We start from the raw sequence: 20,928 nt of genomic DNA on the forward strand, positions 1-20,928 counted from the left end.
CGCGGGGGTCCCGGCCCGTGGTGTGCCGTCCGGTGGGCGCGGTCGGGTGGGTGCGGTCCCGGGGGTCAGCCCTGCTGGAAGAGTTCCGCGGGCAGCGGCTTGAGCAGCGCGTACAGGTCGTCGGTGATGGGGCGGTCCCAGGCGGCGATGGTCACGAGGACGTTGTCGCTGCGGTCGAACTGGACGCAGGAGATCCGGCTCTCGGAGAGCTTGACGCGCCGCACGATCAGGAGGTTGTCGCCCTGCATCACCGGCACGTCCTCGGTGCCGACGACGGTGATCTCCTCGTCGTTCTCCAGGGCCAGCAGCAGCTGGGCCACCTCGAAGGGGACCTGGCCCTCCGGGACCTCGCGGGCCGGGGAGCCCTCCGGCAGATTGCCGATGATCATCGCGGGGCCGCGGCCGCCGAACAGGTCGTAGCGCAGGAAGACGCCCTGGCAGGTGCCGTCGGGGGCGGGCAGCAGGCCGGCGCCCAGGTTCCCGGGCCAGTCGCCGGGGTCCATGGCCAGTACGTCGAAGTCGGGCCCGGCGGGCGTTGCGCTGCGGCGGCGGAGGAACGACATGCCGACATGGTACGTGCAGGAGGCCGCTCGGTGTCGTCCGGGCGGACGGCGAACGGCAGGTCCGGCGCGGTCCGCGGGGGGCGCGGCCGGGGTGCCTCACTCCTCCGGCGGCGTGGGCGGTACGACGGCGACAGGGCTCGCCGCGTGCAGCAGGACGGCGTGCGTGACCGAGCCCATCAGACGGGCCGGGGCGAGCAGCCGGCGCCGGTGGCGGCCGACGACGACCAGGTCGGCGCCCGGGGAGGCGGCGACGAGCGCGCCGGCCGCGTCGCCCGGCACGACGTGGGCCTCGGCCCGCACGTCGGGGTGGCGGGCGCGGTGCGGGGCGAGGAAGCCCTCGGCGAGGGAGCGGGTCTCGCTCTCGATGGCCGCCTGGTCGATCAGCGGGGGCGCGAGTTCGCCCGGGACGAGCCAGGCCGGCGGGGGCCAGGCGTAGGCGACGGCGGCCAGCAGGCGGGCGCCGCGCAGGGCGGCCTCGGCGAAGGCGAAGGCGAGCGTGGCCTCGTCGGGGCTGTCCACGTTCAGGCCCGCCACCACGAGGGGGCCGGGTCCGGCGGGCCGCGTGCCGTGCACCTCGCGGCCGGGGCGGGGCACCACGACGACGGGGCATTCGGCGTCGCGGGCGGCGGCCATGCCGTTGGAGCCGAGCAGCAGACTGGCGAAGCCGCCCCGGCCCCGGGAGCCGAGCACCAACAGCTGGGCCGTGGCGCCCAGTTCGGGCAGGACGGCGCTCGGGGCGCCGTCCAGCAGCACGTACTCGGCGGCCGGGGCGTCCGCGTGCTCCGCGAGCCGGTCGCGGGCCCGGTCGAGGACCGGGTCGTCGTCGGCGGCGGGCGGCGCGGTGGACAGGGTGTCGAGCTGGGACCACGCGGCGTACTGCCGTACGTGGACCACCCGGAGCGGGGCGCCGCGCCGTCGGGCGGCGTCGACGGCCCAGTCCAGGGCACGCAGGCTGTCGTCCGAACCGTCGACCGCCGCGACGACCGGCAGAGTGCTCATGGTCCCTCACCTCCGGATCACGCTGTTCCGCGCCCGTCGAGGACGCGGCCTGGGGCCAGCCTCGCAAAGGCGTGGCCCCGGGGCGGCGCTCGAGGTCGCGTGTTCCGGAAATTCGGCCGTGACACACCCGGTTCGGGCGGGTCAGGTGAGGTCGAACTCGCCTTCTCGCGCGCCGGACACGAAGGCGCCCCACTCGGCCGGGGTGAAGATCAGGGAGGGGCTCTCCGGCCGGGCGCTGTTGCGCATGGCGATGAAGCCCTCGACGAAGGCTATCTGGACGTCCCCCAGGCCCCGGCTGCTCGACTGCCACTGCGCGTTGCTGAGGTCCAGCTCCGGCTTGTCCCAGCCCGTGAGCGGGCGCTGCTGAGTGATGCTCTCGGCCACGTCCGTGCTCCTCCCGATTGCGTCGTCCGCGGTCAGCCTAGCGATCGGTTCGTGACGCGGACAGGCCGTGTGAAGGGCTCCTTCGCGAACCCTTCGGGTCGTGTGGTCGCCGAGGTGTCCGGCTGGGCGCGGCGAGCGGGTGAATCGGCTCGTGGGGTGGTTGAACGACGGGGCGGGCGCCGACGTACTGGAGGTGGCGGGCCCGACCGGACGGGCCCGCTCGTCGTGCCGTCGCCGGGCAGGGAAGGACTTCGGGTGTCGCGTGTGGAGACCGGTCTCGCGGAGACGTCGGACGATTCCCCGGCCTCCCCCGGGGAGGACGTGGACGGCGCGAAGGGCGCGGTGGGCGGGGGGCTTCTCGGCCGGTTCGACCCGCGCCGCAGGTGGCCGGGGCTCGCGCGGGGCGCGGGGGTGGCGACCACGGTCCTGGCCGGCGCGCTGGTCCTCTTCGCGCTGCTGCTGCCCAACCGTCTGGAGCGGCTCGGGGCCGGCACCTTCCTGCGCCTCCCCGCCGAGGGCGTCCTGCTCGCCGGGCTGCTGCTGGTGCTGCCGCCGAGGCCCCGGCGGATCGCGGCCGTGCTCGCGGGGGTGTTCCTCGGTCTGCTCACCGTGCTGAAGCTCGTCGACATGGGCTTCCACCAGGTGCTGGCGCGCCCCTTCGACCTGGTGCTGGACTGGATCCTGCTCGGCCACGCGACGGACTTCCTGCGGGAGTCGTTCGGGCGCACCGGGCAGGTGCTGGCGGTGACCGGGGTGCTGCTGCTGTTCGTGGCGCTGCTCGTGCTCACGACGCTGGCCGTGGTGCGGCTGACGAACCTGATGGTCCGCCACCGCGCCGTCGCGGGACGCACCACGGTGGTGCTCGGCACGGCGTGGATCACCTGCGTGACGCTGGGCGTGCAGGTCGGGGGCGTGCAGGTGGCGACCAAGGGCAACGCCGAGTTCCTCGAGAACCGCGTGAGGCAGGTGCGGGCGGGGCTGCGGGACGCGCGGGTCTTCGAACGGCAGGCGGCCGTCGACGCGTTCGCCGGGACGCCGCCGGACCGGCTGCTGACGGGGCTGCGCGGCAAGGACGTGCTGTTCACGTTCATCGAGTCCTACGGCCGTACGGCGATCGACGACCCGGCGATGGCGGAGCGCACCGACGCGGTGCTGCGGGAGGGCACCGCGTCGCTGGAGGCGGCCGGGTTCGCGGCGCGCAGCGGCTGGCTCACCTCGCCGGTGACGGGCGCGGGGAGCTGGCTCGCACACTCGACGTTCCTGTCCGGCCTGTGGATCAAGAACCAGCAGCGGTACCGCACCCTGACCACCAGTGACCGCATGACCCTCACGAACTACTTCCGCAAGGCCGGGGCGTGGCGCACGGTCGGCATCGTGCCGGGGGTGCGGCGGGCCTGGCCGGAGGGCGAGTACTTCGGCCTGGACCACGTCTACGACTCGGAGCGACTCGGCTACCGGGGGCCGTACTTCAGCTGGACGCCGGTGCCCGACCAGTTCAGCATGGAGGCCTTCGAGCGCCTGGAGCACGGCAGGAAGGACCGCGACCCGATCATGGCGGAGATCATCCTGGCGTCCAGCCACAACCCGTGGGCGCCGATGGCGCGGATGATCGACTGGGAGGAGCTGGGCGACGGTTCGGTGTTCCACGGGATCAAGAAGCAGGGCAAGGACCCCAAGGAGGTCTGGAAGGACCCCGAGAGCGTGCGGACGGAGTACCGCAAGGCGATCGAGTACTCGCTGCGCAGCATCACCGAGTGGCTGGAGCGCTACGGCGACGAGGACACGGTGATGGTGTTCCTCGGCGACCACCAGCCCGTGCCGACGGTCACGGCGGGCAGCACCAGCCGGGACGTGCCGGTCACGATCGTCGCCAAGGACCCCGAGGTGCTGGACCGCGTCGCGGACTGGGGCTGGGCCGAGGGCCTCAAACCGGCGCCGGACGCGCCGCGTTGGGGCATGCACCACTTCCGCGACCGCTTCATGAGGGCGTACGGCCCCGAAGCGCCCGAAGCCCCTTAGGCCGTGTCCGCGAAGCGGTCCCGCAGTTCTCGTTTGAGGATCTTGCCGCTCGCGTTGCGGGGGAGTTCGGGGACGAACAGGACGCGTTTCGGGGCCTTGAACGCGGGGAGCCTCTCGCGGGCGTGGGCGATCAGGTCCGGCTCCGTGATCTCGCCGCGGGCGACGACGACGGCGGTGACCGCCTCGATCCAGCGCTCGTCGGGGAGGCCGACGACGGCGACCTCGGCAACGGCCTCGTGGGTGTACAGGACGTCCTCGACCTGTCGTGAGGCGACCAGCACGCCGCCGGAGTTGATGACGTCCTTCACGCGGTCCACGATCGTGAAGTAGCCGTCGGCGTCGCGCACCGCGAGGTCGCCGGAGTGGAACCAGCCGTCCCGGAAGGCCTCGGCGGTCTCCTCGGGCTTGTCCCAGTAGCCCTCGCACAACTGCGGTGAGCGGTAGACGACTTCGCCCGGTGTGCCGTCGGGGACGTCCTTGCCGTCCTCGTCGACCACGCGCGCCTCGACGAAGAGGACGGGGCGTCCGCAGGAGGCCATGCGGCCCTCGTGCTCGTCGGGGCCGAGGACGGTGGCGAGGGGGCCGATCTCGCTCTGGCCGAAGCAGTTGTAGAAGGCCAGGCGCGGGAGCCTCTCGCGCAGCCGCTCCAGGACCGGCACCGGCATGATCGACGCGCCGTAGTACGCCTTGCGCAGCCCGTCCAGGTCGCGGGTGGCGAAGTCGGGCCGGTTGGCGAGGGCGACCCACACCGTGGGCGGCGCGAACAGGCTGTCCACGCGGCCCTGTTCGACGAGGTCGAGGACGCGGTCGCCGTCGGGCGCGTCGAGGACGACGTTGGTCGCGCCGACCGCGAGGTACGGCAGGAGGAACACGTGCATCTGCGCGGAGTGGTACAGCGGCAGCGCGTGCACGGGCCGGTCTCCGGCGCGCAGGTCGAGGGCGGTGACGGCGCTCACGTACTCGTGGACCAGCGCGCGGTGCGTCATCGTCGCGCCCTTGGGCAGGGCGGTGGTGCCCGAGGTGTAGAGCAGTTGCACCAGGTCCTCGGCGGACGGCTCGGGTCCGTCGTACGGCGCCGCCGTGGCGAGGCGGTTCAGGAGCGCGTCGTCGGTGTCGCGCAGCGGCATCACCGGTACGCCGTCGGGGAGCCGGCCGGCGAGGTCCGGGTCGGCGAGCACCAGCGAACTGCCGGACTGCCGCACGATGTAGGCGAGGTCGTCGCCGGTGAGGTTCTGGTTGACCGGCACGTGCACGAGGCCCGCGCGGGCGCAGGCGAGGAACGCGATGAGGTAGGCGTCGGAGTTGTGGCCGTAGGCGCCGACCCGGTCGCCCGGGGACAGGCCCCGCGCGCGGAGCAGGCCGGCCGCGCGGGAGACGGCGGTGTCGAGTGCGTCGTAGGTCCAGGTGCGTTTGCCGTATTCCAGCGCCGTGCGGGCCGGAGTGCGCCGGGCGCTGCGGCGCAGCACCCCGTCGACCGTGCTGCCGTGTCCGGACGTCATGTCAGCCGATCCTGCGCGGGCCGTCCGGTCAGGTCAAGACACCGCGCGTGGCCGGAGGCTGCCACAGTCGCTCCGGAGCGCTGACGTGCCGGATACGCGCTGTTACGCTCAACCGCTCCTTCCCCCGATGATGTTGGGAGGCACGATGCGCACCCGTCTGAGACGAGCCGGTGTCATGGCCGCGGCTCTGGTCACCGCCCTGTCCACGCTGCCGGCGGCGGCCGCCGACGGGCAGGACCGGCAGGAGCGTCCGGCGCGCGGCGGTCTGTCGGCCGTCGTCCGCTACACCGAGTTCGGCATCCCGCACATCGTCGCCAGGGACTTCGCGAACCTCGGTTTCGGCACGGGCTGGGCGCAGGCCGCCGACCAGGTGTGCACGCTCGCCGACGGCTTCGTGACCGTACGCGGGGAACGGTCACGGTACTTCGGGCACGACGCCCCCGCGGACTCGGCGCTCTCCTCGGCCGGCACGAACCTCGCGAGCGACCTGTACTTCCGGGGCGTACGGCAGTCCGGCACCGTGGAGAAGCTGCTCGCCGAGCCGGCTCCGCGCGGCCCGAGCCGTGCGGCGAAGGACCTGATGCGGGGGTTCGCGGCGGGCTACAACGCCTGGCTCGCGCAGAACCGCGTCAGCGACCCTGCGTGCCGGGGCGCGGCGTGGGTGCGGCCGGTGACGACGCTGGACGTGGCGGCGCGCGGGTACGCGCTCGCCGTGCTCGGCGGTCAGGGCCGGGCGGTCGACGGCATCACGTCCGCGCAGCCGCCGTCCACGAGGGATGCCGCGCGCGGTGACGCCAGGACCGGGGACGAGGCGGCCGACGCCGCGTCGGTGGCCCGCGCGGCGCGTGAGCTGTTCGCGGGCGACCGGTCCGGCATGGGCTCCAACGCGGTCGCGTTCGGCGGCGGGACCACGGCGAACGGCCGGGGTCTGCTGCTCGGCAATCCGCACTACCCGTGGCAGGGCGGGCGCCGCTTCTGGCAGTCGCAGCAGACGGTCCCGGGCCGGCTGAACGTCGCGGGCGGTTCGCTGCTCGGCTCGGCGACGGTGTCCATCGGCCACAACGCGCACGTCGCGTGGAGCCACACCGTGGCCACCGGTGTGACGCTCAACCTCCATCAGCTGACGCTCGATCCGGCCGACCCGACGACCTACCTGGTGGACGGCGAGCCGGAGCGCATGACGAAGCGGACCGTGACCGTCGCCGTGAACAACGGCTCGCCGGTGACCCGTACCCAGTGGTGGACCCGGTACGGCCCGGTCGTCACCTCGCTCGGCGCCTCGCTGCCGCTGCCCTGGACCGGCACGACGGCGTACGCGCTCGGCGACCCCAACGCCGCCAACCTGCGCGCCTCCGACACCGCGCTCGGCTTCGGCACGGCACGCGACACGAAGGACGTGCTGGACGCGCTGCGGCGCACGCAGGGCCTGCCGTGGGTGAACACGATCGCGGCGGACTCGCGCGGCGGCACGCTGTTCACGCAGTCGCAGGTGCTGCCCCGCATCACCGACGACCTGGCGCAGCGCTGCTCCACGCCGCTCGGCCGGGCCACGTACCCGGCGTCCGGCGTGGCCGTCCTGGACGGCTCGCGCGGCGACTGCGCGCTCGGCCGCGACCCGGACGCCGTGCAGGCGGGCATCTTCGGTCCGTCCCGCATGCCGACGCTGACGGACGCGCCGTACGCGGAGAACTCCAACGACAGCGCGTGGCTGGCCAACGCGGACCGCCGGCTCACCGGCTACGAGCGGGTGTTCGGCACGGTCGGCACGGCCCGGTCGCTGAGGACGCGGGGCGCGCTGGAGGACGTCGCGGCGATGGCGGAGCGGGGCGGTCTGAGCGTACGGGACCTGCAGCGGCAGCAGTTCGCCAACCGGGCGCCCGCCGGTGACCTGGCCGCCGCCGACGCGGCGACGGCGTGTGCCGCGCTGCCGGGCGGGACGGCGACGGGCAGCGACCGCCGGGCGGTCGACGTGTCCGAGGCGTGTGCCGTGTTCGGCGCCTGGGACCGCACGACGAACACCGGCAGCCGGGGCGCGCTGCTGTTCGACCGGTTCTGGCGCAAGCTGACGGCGACGGTGCCGGCGGCGCGGCTGTGGAAGGTGCCGTTCTCGGCGGACGACCCGGTCGGCACGCCGCACACGCTCGACACGACAGCGCCGGGCTTCGCGACGGCCCTCGCGGACGCGGTGGCCGAACTGCGGGCGGCGGGCGTGCCGTTGGACGCGCCGCTCGGGGACCACCAGTTCGTGGTGCGCGACGGCGTGCGTGTCCCCGTGCACGGCGGCACGGAGTCACTGGGCGTGTGGAACAAGATCGAGCCGGTGTGGGACAGGGAGCGCGGCTACACGGAGGTGACGACGGGCTCCAGCTACATCCAGGCCGTGGGCTGGGACGGCGGCCGCTGCCCGGTCGCCCGGACGCTGCTGACGTACTCCCAGTCCTCGAACCCCGCGTCGCCCCACTTCGGCGACCAGACGCGGCTGTACTCGCAGGGGCGGTGGGTGACGTCCCGGTTCTGCGAGAAGGACGTCCTGGCCTCGCCGGAGCTGAGGGTGGTGCGGGTGCGCGAACGCTGAGAAGCGGGCCGCGGACATCGGTGCGTCAACATCCGGACGCGTACGCACCATTGACACCGCCCACCACTGACATGAAAGTTTCATCGCGCGACGCAGTTCCGAAAGATACTTTCAGTCAGGTGCGACGGGAGGCTCTCGATGACCGAGGACGCGGTGAGCGGCAGAGCGGGCGGGGGCCTGACCCGCCGTCAACTGGGCGGCGCGGCCGTGGCGCTGGGCGGTGCCGTGGCCTTCGCCGCGCTGCCGGCCGGACCGGCCGCGGCGGCGGAGGAGACGGGCGGCCGGGACACCGTGCTGCGGCGCGGCACCGCCGAGGAGGCCGGGCTGCTCCCGGACCACCTGCGCCAACTGGTCACCGACGCCGAGACATTCCTCGGCCCCTCCCCCAGGCACCCCTGGTACGCGGGCGCCGTCCTGCTCGCCGGGCGGGGCGGCACCGTCGCGCTGCACCAGCCGATCGGCAAGGCGGTGCGCTACCGGGCGTACGACGAGAAGACCGACACCGGCGTCGAGTTCCCGGCCGACCAGCAGATCCCCATGGCCGAGGACACGGTGTTCGATCTGGCGTCGGTGTCGAAGCTGTTCACCTCGATCCTCGCCGTGCAGCAGATCGAGCGCGGCGCGCTGGCCCTGGAGGCGACCGTCGCCTCGTACGTCCCGGAGTTCGGGAAGGCCGGCAAGCAGGACATCACGATCCGTCAGCTCCTCACGCACACCTCGGGGTTCCGCGCCTGGATCCCGCTCTACAGCGCGCCCACGTACGAGGCGAGGATCCAGCGCGTGTACGACGAGGCGCCGCTGAACCCGCCGGGCACCGTGTACCTGTACTCGGACCTGAACCTGATCTCCCTGCAACTGGTCCTGGAGCGGGTCACGGGCCGCGCCCTGGACACGCTGCTGCACGACGAGATCACCGGCCCGCTCGGCATGAGCGGCACCCGCTTCAACCCGCCCGCGTCCTGGAAGCCGCGCGTCGCCGCGACCGAGGACGCGCGCCAGCCGTGGTCGGGTCTGAACCGGGGTCTGGTGTGGGGCGAGGTGCACGACGAGAACGCCTTCAGCCTGGGCGGCGTCGCGGGCCACGCCGGGGTGTTCTCCACGGCGTGGGACCTCGCGGTGCTGGGCCGGGCGCTGCTCAACGGCGGTTCCTACGGCCGGGCGCGCATCCTGCGCCCGGAGTCGGTGGAGCTGATGTTCACCGACTTCAACACCGCCTTCCCCGGCGACGAGCACGGCCTCGGCTTCGAGCTCTACCAGCACTGGTACATGGGCGCGATGGCCACGCCGCGCACCGCCGGGCACACCGGCTTCACCGGCACCTGCCTGGTCCTCGACCCGACGACCGACTCGTTCCTGGTGGTGCTCGGCAACTCGGTGCATCCGGTGCGCAGTTGGCGTTCCGGCTCGGCGCCCCGGGTGGCGGCGGCGAACAACCTGGCGCGGGCGGTGCCGGTGCGTCCGGCGCACGGACGGTCGGCGTGGTTCTCCGGCATGGCGAACGCCACGGCCGCGACGCTCACGCTGCCCGCGCTCGACACCTCGGCGGGCGGCGCGCGGCTGGTGTGCGCGCTGTGGTGGGACACCGAGCCGCGCGCGGACACGCTGGTGCTGGAGGCCGCAGCGGACGGCGAAGAGGCCTGGCAGCCGGTGCCGTTCACGACCACGCCGCGCGGCGGGGAGTCGCAGGAGCGGCCGACGGGGTCGGTCACCGGCTGGTCGGGCCGCGTCTGGCACCGCCTCGCCGCCGACCTGCCGGCCGCCCGCCGGCTCACCCTGCGCTGGCGGTACGCGACGGACCGGCTGTACGTGGGCCGCGGGGTGTACGTCGACGGGGTGCGCGTGGAGGCGGGCGGCGACGTGCTGTTCGCCGACGCGCGCCCGGCGGACGCGGCGCGCGTCGAGACGGTCGGCTGGACGGCGTCGGCCGACTGAGTCGGCGGTCTTTCGGGGCGCCGTCCTCGGCGGCGCCCCTCAGCCGCCCGGCGTCTGCAGCACCGCCATGGCCGCGTTGTGCCCGGGGACGCCGCTGACGCCGCCGCCGCGTACCGCGCCCGCGCCGCACAGCAGCACGTTCGGGTGCCGGGTCTCGACGCCCCAGCGGCCGGTGCCGTCCTGGGTGTGCGGCCAGGACAGCTCCCGGTGGAAGATGTTGCCGCCGGGCAGTCCGAGGTCGCGCTCCAGGTCGAGCGGCGTCTTCGCCTCGATGCAGGGCCGCCCGTCCGCGTCGGTGGCCAGACAGTCGGCGAGGGGTTCGGCCAGATGGGCGTCGAGCTGGGCCAGCGTCGACGCCAGCAGTTCCTCGCGCACGGCGTCGTTGTCGTGGTCGAACAGCCGGGCCGGGGTGTGCAGCCCGAACAGGGTGAGGGTGTGGCAGCCCTGCTCGACCAGGTCCGGGCCGAGGATCGTCGGGTCCGTGAGCGAGTGGCAGTAGATCTCGGAGGGCGGCGCGTCGGGCAGCCGCCCGGCCGCGGCCTGGGCGTGCGCGACGGCGAGCTGCTCGTAGCCCTCGGCGATGTGGAAGGTGCCGGCGAACGCCTCGCGCGGGTCGACGGACGTGTCGCGGAGCCGGGGCAACCGCTTGAGCAGCATGTTCACCTTGAGCTGGGCGCCCTCGGCGGGCGGCGGGGGCGCCTCGCCGGTCAGGGCGGCCAGTTCGCGCGGCGCTGCGTTCACCAGGACGTGCCGGGCGGTGACGGTGCCCTCCGAGTCGGCGGTGCGGTAGGCGACCTCGGCCGAGCGGCCGTCCGTGTCGATCCGCACCGCCTCGTGACCGGTCGCGATCTCGGCGCCCGCGGCGCGTGCCGCGGCGGCCAGCGCGTCGGTGAGGGCGCCCATGCCGCCGGCCGGCACGTCCCAGGCGCCGGTTCCGCCGCCGATGACGTGGTAGAGGAAGCACCGGTTCTGCGCGAGCGACGGGTCGTGCGCGTCGGCGAACGTGCCGATGAGGGCGTCGGTGAGGACCACGCCCCGGACCAGGTCGTCGGCGAAGTGCTCCTCGATGGCGGCGCCGATGGGCTCCTCGAACAGCGCGCGCCAGGCCTCCGCGTCGTCGACGCGGCGGCGCAGCTCGTCGCGGGTGGGCAGCGGCTCCGTGAGGGTCGGGAAGACCCGCCGGGCGACGTGGCCGGTCATGGCGTAGAAGCGCTGCCAGGCCTCGTACTCGCGGTCCGAGCCGGTGAGCCGGGCGAACGCCTCCCGGGTGCGCTGCTCGCCGCCCCCGACGAGGAGGCCGGTCGCCCGTCCGTCGCGTTCGGCGGGGGTGTACGAGGACACCGTGCGGGTGAGCAGCCGGACGTCCAGGTCCAGGTCGCGCACGATCTTGGCGGGCAGCAGGCTGACCAGGTACGAGTAGCGGGACAGGCGGGCGTCGACGCCGGCGAAGGGCTTCGTGGAGACGGCGGCGCCGCCGGTGCGGTCCAGCCGCTCGAGCACCAGCACCGACCGTCCGGCGCGGGCCAGGTAGGCGGCGGCGACGAGGCCGTTGTGGCCGCCGCCGACGATCACGGCGTCATAGGTGCGATGTGCTGCGTGTGCGGTCATGGCTCTTGCTAACACGGGGTGATCCACGTCTGCCAGGGGTGTGCCGCGCCGGGGGGAGTTCGTCGCTCGTGCCGGTGTCCGCGGTGATCGTCGCGTTGTCAGTGGTCGCCGATAGGTTCATTCGTGTCGCGCCGCTCCGGCGTGGACTTCCTTTCGTGCTGCCGTTGAGGAGATGCTGCGTTGTCAGTCTGGGAGAGGTCGAGCACGGCGCGGGTGATGTCGCCCGCCAGGCCGCGGAAGCTCGCCAAGGTCCCGTTCGTCGAACTGGCCGACGGACGCTTGCAGGGGGTGGTGTCCAGCGGCTCGGACATCGAGCGGGTCTACGTCTCGTCGGTGGCCGCGGGCACGTACGCGTACGCGTGCAGCACCAACAACAACCGGCCGTGCGGGGGCGCCCGGGGTTCGTTCTGCAACCACATACGGGCCCTGCTCAACGAGGCGGTGCTGCAGTACGGCGCCGAGCGGGTCGCCCGCCATCTGCGCGTCGACCCCGGGGAGCACGAGCCGAGCGCCCCGCTGCTCATGAACGTCATGACGAGCACGCGCCCGTCCCAGGGCGACAGCGCGGCGGCGGCGCAGGTGTTCAGCCGGTTCCTGCGCCACCTCGCCTACCTCGAACTGGCGCCGGCGACCGCGCCGTTGCCGGAGATGCAGTGGTTCCCGCCGACCAGGGCGGTGGCGTGATGCGTGCCGATCTGCTGACCGAGCCCGTGGACGGTGTCGAGGAGGCCCTCGCGGCCGTCGACGCCTTCGACGGCGCCCTCGTCGCGGGGCTCCTGCGGCCCCAGCCGGCGCAGGCCGCCGGCCTGGCGGAACTCGCCGACGCCGTGGCGGGGACGCCGCTGGCCGGCCGGGTCGCCGAGGCGGCCGAGAAGGCGGCGACCGGCGCCGCGGGCGAGGACCACCTCCTCGCCCTCGCCGCCGCCCGCACCGCCCTGCTGGGCTCGGTGCACGACGCCCTCCTCGCCCGGATCGGCGAGGCGACCGGCCGGGCCGGGGGCGACGAGGCGGACCCGGGCACCGGGGAGCCGCACGGGGCGAACCTGCTGGCCGCCGCCCGCTCCTGGCTCGCCGACCTGGCGCGCGCCGGATGGCGGGGCATGGACCACGACGTGGTGTCCGGCGCCGCGCAGGTCGTCTCCGCGATGCTGCCCGACCCGGCGCTGCGCCGGCTCGCCACGCTCCTCGACGGGTTCGCGGCGGAACTCGCCGCGTGCTGTCCGGGCGCCGCCCTGGACCGCGTCCCGGAGCGCCGCTGGGCCGACCTGTGGTCCCGCGCGATGCTGCTGACGGTGCCCGGCGCCGCGGGCCTGCCCGGGACCGTCCCGGTCACCGGCCGGCTGCTGCCGCTCGGCGTCGACCTGCACGAGCACGCCACGGCCGTCCAGGCCCAGGTGCACGCCGTGTTCGAACCCGCCGACGGCTCCGCGCCCCGGCTGGTCCGGGCGAGCGTGTCCGCGCCGAAGCCGGACTCCGTCGTCGGCGCCGGCCTGTGGCAGCTGCTGCGCCCGCACATGTCACTGCTGGCCGCGGTGGGCGAGGGCCGCGCCATGGAGCTCACCGGCATGCCGCTCACCGCCGAGGGCGACCTCGTGTGGAGCGACGAGCAGGCGCGCACCGGCGAGCCCGCCGACGCGTTCGCCACCGCCCGCGTGGCCCTGCCCATGGCCACCGGCGCACCGGCCACGCCCCTGGACCGGCACCCGGCGCGCATCGCGGTCCCCGTGTTCCTGGAGGGCTACGCCGCCCAACAGGACGACGACGGGCTCACGTTCACCCTCGCCGGACACGCCCTCGCCGTGGACACCGACCGCCTCCCGGTCGCCGGTCCGCTCACGCCGGAGGCCGTCGCCAAGTCCGGCGCGTGCCTCGGGCTGCTGCGCTGGGACGCCGGGGCGTTCGTCGTGCAGCCGCTCGCGGTGGAGACGACGGTCCGCAAGAAGCCCGTCACGGTGCACGCGGGCGCGTGGGCCGGGGGCACCACCGACAAGGCCGGCGTCAAGGCCGAGAAGGCCGCCACCGACGCCGTGGCCGTACTGCGGGAGCGGGCCGGAAGGTTGCTGCGGAAATGACGCACGAATCGACCCACTCGCCCGAGTCGCCCGAAGCTCCCGCCGTGGACGCGGGTGCCAACCGGCGGCAGGTCCTGTACTGGCGGCTCCTCGCCCGCCTCTTCGACCAGGAGGAGCAGGCCACGCTGGAGTCCGCGAGCCTCGCCGTCGTCGAGGACATCGGACTGCCCGCCGCGCTGCTCGACCCGGGGGCCTCCGTCGACTCCGTCGTGCAGCGCCACCCGGAGCTGGCCGACGAGTTCGACGGGCTGATGACCCCCGACGGCGACGAGGACCGCGACCGCGAGGCGGAGGTCCGCCGGGCCGCGCTCGTGTCGAAGGTGCTGCTCAACGTGTTCTCCACGGGCAGCGGCACGGTCACCGCCGGTCAGCTCGCGCGCTGGCAGTCCGACGCGGGCTGGCTGGAGCGCGCCCTCGGCTGCAAGCCGGGCGAGCTGCGCGGCGGCCGGGCGACGGGCGGCCTCGGTGGAGGTGTGAGCCCGGTCGGCACCGGCGGCGGCAGGACGCCCGACCTCGGCCGGCTGATCCCGGCGATCGGCCCCGAACTCGGCTCGATCGAGGCGGACCTGGTCAAGCGGATGCACCTGCGCGAGGTGCTCGCCGACCCGAAGCTCGCCGCGCAGCTCACGCCGAGCATGTCGCTGATCGAGCAGTTGCTGCGGGACAAGAACAACCTGTCGGGCGTCGCCCTCGCCAACGCCAAGGCGCTGATCCGCCGGTTCGTCGACGAGGTCGCCGAGGTGCTGCGCACCCAGGTGGAGAAGACCAGCGTCGGCGCCCTGGACCGGTCGGTGCCGCCCAAGCGGGTGTTCCGCAACCTCGACCTCGACCGCACCATCTGGAAGAACCTCACCAACTGGGACCCGGAGGAGGAGCGGCTCTACGTCGACCGCCTCTACTACCGGCGCACGGCGCGCAAAACGACCCCGCAGCGGCTCATCGTCGTCGTGGACCAGTCGGGCTCCATGGTCGACTCGATGGTCAACTGCACCATCCTCGCGTCGATCTTCGCCGGGCTGCCCAAGGTCGACGTCCACCTGATCGCGTACGACACACAGGCGCTCGACCTGACGCCGTGGGTGCAGGACCCGTTCGAGACGCTGCTGCGCACCAACCTGGGCGGCGGCACGGACGGCACGGTCGCCATGGCGCTGGCCCAGCCCAAGATCGCCGAGCCGCGCAACACGGTCGTGGTGTGGATCTCCGACTTCTACGAATGGCGCACGGAGCAGCTCTTCGAGAGCATGGCCGCCCTTCACCGCTCGGGCGCGAAGTTCATCCCGGTCGGCTCGGTGACCAGCTCCGGCCGCGGCAGCGTCAACCCGTGGTTCCGGGAGAGGTTCAAGGACCTCGGCACGCCGGTGCTGTCCGGGCACATCCGCAAGCTCGTCCAGGAACTCAAGACGTTCCTCACCTGACGCGACGCCAGAATCCGTCGCTCCTCACCTTCTTCCCTCTTGCCCACTTACCCCGAAAGGCCCGTCATGTCCGACCTGTTGCGCGCCCCCGCCGAGCTCAAGTACGCCGAGGAGCTGGACTGGCTGGAGTCCGTCGACGACAACCCCAAGCCGTTCTCGTGGCGGCTGTCGCCGAAGATGGTCCGGCTGTTCATCCTCGGCTCCGAGCGCTCCGACGGCCTGGACCGGGAGATCTCGCAGAAGTGGTTCGGCGACCGCAGCTTCGTCGAGCGCTCCATCGTCACCCTCGCCTCCGACCGCGGCCTGCTGCTGATCGGTGACCCGGGCACCGGCAAGAGCTGGCTGGCCGAGCTGCTGTCCGCGGCGATCTGCCGCAACTCCACGCTGGTCGTGCAGGGCACCGCCGGCACCACCGAGGACCACATCAAGTACTCGTGGAACGTGTCGATGGTCATCGCCAAGGGCCAGTCGCGGGAGTCGATGATCCCTTCGCCGATCATGACGGCGATGGAGGCGGGCGCGATCGGCCGGTTCGAGGAACTGACCCGCTCCACCAGTGACGTCCAGGACGCGCTGATCTCCATCCTGTCCGAGAAGTACATCTCGGTGCCGGAACTGGGCAGCGACCAGGACAGCGACAACATCGTGTTCGCCAAGCCCGGCTTCTCGATCATCGCCACCGCCAACAGCCGCGACCGGGGCGTCAACGACCTGTCCTCGGCGCTGAAGCGTCGCTTCAACTTCGTGCGCATCCCGGTGGTGACGAACAAGAAGAGCGAGGCGGAGATCGTCCGCTTCCGCACCGAGGAGCTGCTGCGCCGCCACCGGATCGAGCTGGACGTGCCGCCGACGCTGCTGGACGTGCTGCTGCGCAGCTTCGCCGACCTGCGCGCCTCGGCCGCCGCCGCGGGCAGCGACGACGAGAAGCTGGAGTCCGCGCTGTCCACCGCCGAGCAGATAGGCGTCCTGGAGGACGCGATCCTGCACAGCAACTTCTTCGGCGAGCGCGCCCTGACCGCCCGTACGCTCGCGTCCTCGCTCGTGGGGTCGCTGGCCCGCCGCGAGCCCGAGGACCTGGCCATCCTCAACAAGTACCTGCACGGCGTGGTCGAGCCGCGCAGCAAGGACGAGGGCGGCTCCTGGCCGGAGTTCCTGGAGGGCGGCCGCGACGCGATCGCCACCCTGTCGTGACCGGCGGCCAGGAGAGCGCCTTCGCGGCGCTGCGCGGCCAGCTGCGGGAGGCCGCCGCGACGTTCGCCGACGGACCGGGCGCCCTGGAGGGCATCCTGCTCGGCATCGTCGACGACGTGGACCGGGCGGTGTCCGAGCCGCTGGAGATCTTCCCGGTCTGCCACCACTCCCCCGCCTCCGCGCTGGCGATGGCCCGCCGGCTGCGCGAGAAGCAGCCCAAGGTCGTGTACCTGGAACTGTGCGAGGACATGGCGCCGCTGCTGACCGAGCTGCGCAACTGCCGGCTGCCGGTGGCCGTCCAGGCGTTCGCGTCCGAGATCGACGGCTTCCCGGCCGAGTGGGCGCCGCTGTCGGTGGTCGCCCCGATCACGGAGGCGTCCGCCGAGTACCAGGCGATCGCCTACGCGCTGGACACGCCGGGCGTCGAGCTCGTCCTCGTCGACCGGTCCTCGGACCACGTGTTCCAGTGGGACGCGCGCGGCGAGGCGGCGACCGCGCAGGCCGACCCGGACGCGCCGCCCGCCGAGGAGGAGGCCGCGCTGCACGGCGACGCCGTCGGCGTGGAGATCGGCGACCTCCGGCCGCGCTTCGCCGAGCTGGAGGAACACCTGCTGCGGCACGGCAAGGTGCGGCACTGGTCGGAGTGGTGGCACCAGTACGTGGAGCTGCCCCTCGGCGACAGCGACCACGACACCTACCGTCAGGTCATGCTGCTGATCGGCAGCCTGTTCCGGCGGCTGGCCCCCGGCGACCCGCACCGCGTGCGGGTGGACGAGGACCGCGAGCGGTACATGTGGACCCGGATGCGCGAGCACCTGGCGGCGACGGGCACCGACCCGGAGGACTGCCTGTACGTGTGCGGGGCCTTCCACGCCGCCAGCCGCGTCGAGGAGTTCGGCGTGGCGGGCTCGGACACCTTCGCGATCTCCCCGCGCTCGGCGACGAAGTGGCAGCACGGCCTGATCCCCTCCAGTCACGCGGCGATCGAGGCGCAGTTCGGTCTCGCCGCCGGTTCGGTGTCGATCGCGGCGACGCTGTGGGCGAAGAACCTGAAGCGGACGAGGGTGCGGCCGTACCGGCTGGAGGGTCAGGCCGGCACGAAGAAGTCCCGGGCGAAGAAGGCCGTGGCCGCGGCGGCTCCGGTGGCCGCCGAGGAGGCCTCGGACCGGCTGACCGGGTTCCTGCGACGCCCGCCGGTCATCGACCGGTTGGACGAGGCGGAGCTGCTCGGCTGGTCGGTGGAGATCGTGCGCGCGGCCCGGCGCAACGGCTACCTCGCCTCCACCGCCGACGCGATCGCGGTGTTCGAGACGTCGATCCTGCTGGCCGGGATGCGCGACCGGGCCAAGCCGACGCCGTACGACTTCCAGGACGCGGCCGTCACCTGCATCGAGAAGGACGTCGTGCCGGGCCGGCGGGACGTGCGCAGGCTGGTCGAGATCATGATGGGCGGCGACCGGATCGGCCAGGTCGGCTACGACGCGCTGCCGCCGCTCGCGCGTGACGTGCACGACCGTCTCGAAGCGCTCGGGCTGAAGCTCCAGCAGCGCGGCGTGCAGCGGGCCCTGCTGGACATCGCGGGCCGGCCGGAGCTGGAGGCCTGCTCGGACGTGCTGTGGATGCTGCGGTATCTCATGCCGCACGGGGCCGCACGGCCGATCATGGGCGAGCGCACTCTCGGCGAGCGGCCCATCCAGGAGTCCTGGGACCTGGCGCTCGGCACCCACCAGCGGGCGCTGATCGAGCTGGGCTACGAGGGCGTCAGCATCGAACAGGTCCTGGAGCAGCGGCTGCGCCGCACGGCGTACGCGCCTCGGGCCACGGCGGCCACCGTGCTGGGGACCGTCGAGGACGCCACGCTGTACCTGCGCAGCCGGCGGCTCGCGGACGAGCTCGGCACGCGCGCGCTGGAGGTGCTGTCGGCCGAGCGCAGCGTGGACGGCGCGCCGGAGGTGCTGCGCCGGGTGCGCAGACTGCTGGCGTACTACCGCACCAGTGAGCCGGAACTGCCGCAGTGGATCGAGCGGTTCACCAAGGCGGGTTACGCGCACTACTGCACGCTGCTGCCGACGGCGTTCACCGACGAGGACGCGACGGTCGGGCAGGTGGCGGCGATGCTGGGCTTCCTGTTCGGCATGGAGAGCCTGGCGCTGTCGCTGGGCTGCGACCGCACCCAGCTGGAGCTGGCGGTCGGCCAGTCGCATCCGGAGGATCCGGCGAAGTCGGCGCTGCTGTGGGCGGCGCAGACCCACCTCGGCACGCAGTCCCGGGCCCGGCTGCGGGAGCGGTGCGACGAGCTGCTGGGAAACCCGCTGGTGCTGCCCGCCTATCCGCAGTACCTCAGCGGCTTCCTGCACGCGCTCGTGCCGGTGCCGGGGCTGACCGACTTCGTGGTGGAGGCGGTGTCCAACGCGTTCGCTCGGCTGCCGGACCCGGTGCTGCTGCCGTGGCTGCCGACGCTGATCACCACACTGCGGTCGGGCGGCGCCGAACTGGCCCCGCTGCTCGTGCGGGAGGCGGGGCGGATCTTCCCCGGCCGGCTTGCGGCGCTGGACACGTGGGTGCCGCCGTGGCTGGAGGCGCCGTCCCCAGCTGCCGCGCGGCCGGGACGGCCGGCGAAGGCCGGTGGCGTCGCCCTGCTCGCGGCGCATCCCGCGGCGTGCGACGCGGTGGCCCGGCTGCTGGGCTGCGACGGCGCGTGGGCGGCGCCGGACGCCGGAGGGGAAGGAGTCGCCCTGCTCGGCCGGCATCCCGGGACCGCCGTCGCGCTGGAGGCCCTGCTGGCGGGCGCGTGAGACAGGGAACGTGAGACAGCGAAGGGGCGGCCGGGGCTTCCGGCCGCCCCTTCCTCGTCACCTGAGCGTGGCCAGGAAGTCCGTGCAGGCCTGGGCGCATTCGCGGCAGGCCTTCGCGGTGTCCTCCGCGCCCGGGTGCCCGTCGAGCACCTGGGCGCCCTCCAGGCAGACGGTCCGGCACCACTCCAGCTGCATCCGGATGGCGCCCTCGTCCACCTGGTTCTGTTCGGAGAGCACGCGGCACGTCGCGTCGCACACCTCCGCACACATGATCGCCTTGCGTCGTACGAGTTCCTGTTTCTCGCTGCCGTCCGGCTCCACGAGGCTCGCGCGCAGCGCGCACGCCCTGGCGCACTCGGTGCACGCCTGGGCACAGGCGAAGCGGTCCTCCAGGAACCGGAAGAGCTCCTGCTGGGATGTCGTGGTCACACCGCGCGGGTAGCCGCCGCCGACGGCGTCAAACCCGGTGCTCGCAAGGGCCGCGGACCGTTTTCGCGGCCCCCGGCCGGGCACTCGGGCGGGACGGAACGCACGACGGACGGAGGTGGCTCCCGTGCCCGGACGACAGGAACTCCCGTCGACCCTGGAGCGGTCCGCCAAGGACGCGCAGCGCACCTGGATCAAGGCGCACGACTCGGCGGTGGAGCAGTACGGCGAGGGCGAGCGCGCCCACCGGGTGGCGTTCGGGGCGCTGAAGCACACATACGAGAAGGTCGGCGACCACTGGCAGCGCAAGGAGGCCGGCCGCAAGGGCCCCTCGGACCCGCAGTCGGCGCGACCGCGCGGGCGGGGCGGCCGCAGCGGTGAGGGCGTCGACGAGCAGGCGTCGAAGCAGCACCTGTACGGCCTGGCCCGTGACCTGGGCATCGACGGACGGTCCCGGATGTCGAAGGCGGAACTGCTGGACGCGATCCGTAAGGCGAACCGTTCGAAGACCCGCGAGGCCCGGTCCCGGTGATCGGGTTCATGGTGTCCGCCCGGGGTACTCGCCGCGCATGAACACCGTATGGATGGACATCGCCGCAGGTCGGGGCGCGATCGGCGGTGGACTGCTGGTGGCGGGTCTGATCGTCGTCGCGGTCCTGATCGGCGCGTTCGTGTTCGGCGTCCGTGTCATGCGCCGCGAGTCGCGACGGCCCCGGCGCGAGGAGCAGCCGCGCATGCCCGCCGACGGCCCGGTCCGTGAAGTGCGGGAGAACCGCGAGCCGGGCGGGATGCCGCGCGGCGACGAGCGGTTGTCGCCGCACGACCTGCCGTCGCACGGCACCGCCGGCAGCCGCACGAGCCCGTCCGCGGACCGGCCGCGCTGGGACGAGGGCAGCAGCGGATCGTTCGGCAGCGGTGGCCCCGGCGGCCGCTGACCGCACCCGTCGTACCGGGGGCCCGTCGTACAGAGGGAAGTGAGAACCATGGCCGACCCCGCCCGCAACACCCTGCCGCTGCCCGACTACGACCACCTGCCGATCGGTGGGCTGGAGAGCCGCGTGCGCTCGCTGTCCGCCGAGGAGGTGGAGGACCTGCTCGCCTACGAGCGGTCGCACGCCGACCGGCTGCCGGTGACGGAGCTGCTGTCGGCACGCCTGGAGCAGCTGCGGTCCGGTGCCGAGCCGACGTCCGGCGATCCGGGCGCGCTGCGGCCCGAGAGCGGTGCGGCCCGTACGGGTTCGCCGGTGTCGCCGGCGACGTCGCCGCAGCCGTTCAGCCCGCCGCCGCACGGCACCCCGGACCAGCGGGGCAAGCCGAAGGGCGACCGCACGTAACCGGTACTCGGCCCGCTGCTCGGCCGCCACTGGCTACGTGGCCGCCACCTGGCCGCTACTTGGCCGATCGTCACGCCGGAGGGTCCGGGCGGCTGCCCGGGCCCTCCGGCGTG

Annotated in this window: 17 protein-coding genes; 11 read left to right on the forward strand and 6 right to left on the reverse strand. The window is 73.6% G+C overall.

The genetic code is table 11. The annotated features are described in order from the left end of the window. Positions 1-65: 65 nt before the first annotated feature. The 3 genes from ACZ7D7_RS28710 to ACZ7D7_RS28720 all read right to left on the reverse strand — a co-directional run bounded on the left by ACZ7D7_RS28710 (position 66) and on the right by ACZ7D7_RS28720 (position 1,946). Positions 66-563: a hypothetical protein gene (locus ACZ7D7_RS28710; protein WP_470828020.1), complete on the reverse strand. Its 498-nt coding sequence runs from the start codon at positions 561-563 to the stop codon at positions 66-68. Positions 564-659: 96 nt separating this feature from the next. After that, the gene (locus tag ACZ7D7_RS28715; protein WP_470828021.1) at positions 660-1,562 is read right to left on the reverse strand and encodes a universal stress protein; all 903 of its coding nucleotides are present in this window, start codon (positions 1,560-1,562) and stop codon (positions 660-662) included. 141 nt (positions 1,563-1,703) lie between these two features. Further along, entirely contained in the window at positions 1,704-1,946 is a 243-nt protein-coding gene (locus tag ACZ7D7_RS28720; RefSeq protein WP_279549971.1) for a DUF397 domain-containing protein, read from the reverse strand. 321 nt (positions 1,947-2,267) lie between these two features. On the opposite strand from ACZ7D7_RS28720, the gene ACZ7D7_RS28725 reads away from it, so the two are divergent. Further along, on the forward strand, positions 2,268-3,965 hold the full coding sequence (locus tag ACZ7D7_RS28725) for an alkaline phosphatase family protein (RefSeq protein ID WP_470828200.1): 1,698 nt from the start codon (positions 2,268-2,270) through the stop codon (positions 3,963-3,965). Here the strand turns inward: ACZ7D7_RS28725 and ACZ7D7_RS28730 are convergent. Beyond that, complete coding sequence (locus ACZ7D7_RS28730) at positions 3,962-5,464, reverse strand: acyl-CoA synthetase (protein ID WP_470828022.1); 1,503 nt, start codon at positions 5,462-5,464, stop codon at positions 3,962-3,964. The two genes, ACZ7D7_RS28725 and ACZ7D7_RS28730, sit on opposite strands and share 4 nt — an antisense overlap. Before the next feature lie 145 nt (positions 5,465-5,609). On the opposite strand from ACZ7D7_RS28730, the gene ACZ7D7_RS28735 reads away from it, so the two are divergent. Both ACZ7D7_RS28735 and ACZ7D7_RS28740 read left to right on the forward strand, forming a co-directional pair. Continuing rightward, a complete protein-coding gene (locus ACZ7D7_RS28735) occupies positions 5,610-8,039 on the forward strand; it encodes a penicillin acylase family protein (protein WP_470828024.1) in 2,430 nt (809 codons plus the stop codon). A 138-nt stretch (positions 8,040-8,177) separates the two neighbouring features. After that, positions 8,178-9,971 (forward strand): serine hydrolase domain-containing protein, encoded by a 1,794-nt coding sequence (locus ACZ7D7_RS28740; protein ID WP_470828026.1) that lies wholly within the window; start codon positions 8,178-8,180, stop codon positions 9,969-9,971. A gap of 39 nt (positions 9,972-10,010) precedes the next feature. Here the strand turns inward: ACZ7D7_RS28740 and ACZ7D7_RS28745 are convergent, their stop codons facing one another. Next, positions 10,011-11,579 (reverse strand): phytoene desaturase family protein, encoded by a 1,569-nt coding sequence (locus tag ACZ7D7_RS28745; RefSeq protein WP_470828028.1) that lies wholly within the window; start codon positions 11,577-11,579, stop codon positions 10,011-10,013. A gap of 216 nt (positions 11,580-11,795) precedes the next feature. On the opposite strand from ACZ7D7_RS28745, the gene ACZ7D7_RS28750 reads away from it, so the two are divergent. From ACZ7D7_RS28750 to ACZ7D7_RS28770, 5 genes are all read left to right on the forward strand, one after another. Next, positions 11,796-12,263, forward strand: a complete 468-nt coding sequence (locus tag ACZ7D7_RS28750; protein ID WP_470828201.1) for a hypothetical protein — start codon at positions 11,796-11,798, stop codon at positions 12,261-12,263. After that, positions 12,233-13,651, forward strand: a complete 1,419-nt coding sequence (locus ACZ7D7_RS28755) for a hypothetical protein (protein ID WP_470828029.1) — start codon at positions 12,233-12,235, stop codon at positions 13,649-13,651. Before ACZ7D7_RS28750 ends, ACZ7D7_RS28755 begins: the two co-directional genes overlap by 31 nt. Further along, a complete protein-coding gene (locus ACZ7D7_RS28760; RefSeq protein WP_470828031.1) occupies positions 13,648-15,069 on the forward strand; it encodes a vWA domain-containing protein in 1,422 nt (473 codons plus the stop codon). The genes ACZ7D7_RS28755 and ACZ7D7_RS28760 overlap by 4 nt, the downstream gene beginning before the upstream one ends. 66 nt (positions 15,070-15,135) lie before the next feature. After that, positions 15,136-16,260 carry an ATP-binding protein gene (locus ACZ7D7_RS28765; RefSeq protein WP_470828033.1) on the forward strand — a complete coding sequence of 375 codons (1,125 nt, stop codon included), beginning with the start codon at positions 15,136-15,138 and terminating at the stop codon, positions 16,258-16,260. Continuing rightward, positions 16,257-19,055 (forward strand): DUF5682 family protein, encoded by a 2,799-nt coding sequence (locus tag ACZ7D7_RS28770; protein WP_470828035.1) that lies wholly within the window; start codon positions 16,257-16,259, stop codon positions 19,053-19,055. Before ACZ7D7_RS28765 ends, ACZ7D7_RS28770 begins: the two co-directional genes overlap by 4 nt. Positions 19,056-19,112: 57 nt before the next feature. Here ACZ7D7_RS28770 and ACZ7D7_RS28775 read toward each other — a convergent pair whose 3' ends face one another. Further along, positions 19,113-19,484 (reverse strand): four-helix bundle copper-binding protein, encoded by a 372-nt coding sequence (locus ACZ7D7_RS28775; protein ID WP_470828037.1) that lies wholly within the window; start codon positions 19,482-19,484, stop codon positions 19,113-19,115. Between the two features lie 124 nt (positions 19,485-19,608). On the opposite strand from ACZ7D7_RS28775, the gene ACZ7D7_RS28780 reads away from it, so the two are divergent. The 3 genes from ACZ7D7_RS28780 to ACZ7D7_RS28790 are packed head-to-tail and all read left to right on the forward strand — an operon-like array spanning position 19,609 to position 20,815. Further along, complete coding sequence (locus ACZ7D7_RS28780) at positions 19,609-20,013, forward strand: ChaB family protein (protein ID WP_470828039.1); 405 nt, start codon at positions 19,609-19,611, stop codon at positions 20,011-20,013. A 37-nt stretch (positions 20,014-20,050) separates the two neighbouring features. After that, a complete protein-coding gene (locus ACZ7D7_RS28785) occupies positions 20,051-20,416 on the forward strand; it encodes a DUF6479 family protein (RefSeq protein ID WP_470828041.1) in 366 nt (121 codons plus the stop codon). A gap of 48 nt (positions 20,417-20,464) precedes the next feature. Further along, a complete protein-coding gene (locus tag ACZ7D7_RS28790) occupies positions 20,465-20,815 on the forward strand; it encodes a DUF8129 domain-containing protein (protein ID WP_470828042.1) in 351 nt (116 codons plus the stop codon). Positions 20,816-20,928: the final 113 nt, after the last annotated feature.

This window comes from Streptomyces sp. NPDC037054 (genome assembly GCF_055606745.1).

Bases quoted from the DNA above. Each gene is read 5' to 3' on its own strand.
- ACZ7D7_RS28715 (WP_470828021.1), bottom strand. From the start codon at position 1,562: ATGAGCACTCTGCCGGTCGTCGCGGCGGTCGACGGTTCGGACGACAGC.
- ACZ7D7_RS28710 (WP_470828020.1), bottom strand. From the start codon at position 563: ATGTCGTTCCTCCGCCGCCGCAGCGCAACGCCCGCCGGGCCCGACTTC.
- ACZ7D7_RS28765 (WP_470828033.1), top strand. From the start codon at position 15,136: ATGTCCGACCTGTTGCGCGCCCCCGCCGAGCTCAAGTACGCCGAGGAG.
- ACZ7D7_RS28745 (WP_470828028.1), bottom strand. From the start codon at position 11,579: ATGACCGCACACGCAGCACATCGCACCTATGACGCCGTGATCGTCGGC.
- ACZ7D7_RS28760 (WP_470828031.1), top strand. From the start codon at position 13,648: ATGACGCACGAATCGACCCACTCGCCCGAGTCGCCCGAAGCTCCCGCC.
- ACZ7D7_RS28790 (WP_470828042.1), top strand. From the start codon at position 20,465: ATGGCCGACCCCGCCCGCAACACCCTGCCGCTGCCCGACTACGACCAC.
- ACZ7D7_RS28740 (WP_470828026.1), top strand. From the start codon at position 8,178: ATGACCGAGGACGCGGTGAGCGGCAGAGCGGGCGGGGGCCTGACCCGC.
- ACZ7D7_RS28785 (WP_470828041.1), top strand. From the start codon at position 20,051: ATGAACACCGTATGGATGGACATCGCCGCAGGTCGGGGCGCGATCGGC.
- ACZ7D7_RS28750 (WP_470828201.1), top strand. From the start codon at position 11,796: ATGTCGCCCGCCAGGCCGCGGAAGCTCGCCAAGGTCCCGTTCGTCGAA.
- ACZ7D7_RS28730 (WP_470828022.1), bottom strand. From the start codon at position 5,464: ATGACGTCCGGACACGGCAGCACGGTCGACGGGGTGCTGCGCCGCAGC.
- ACZ7D7_RS28735 (WP_470828024.1), top strand. From the start codon at position 5,610: ATGCGCACCCGTCTGAGACGAGCCGGTGTCATGGCCGCGGCTCTGGTC.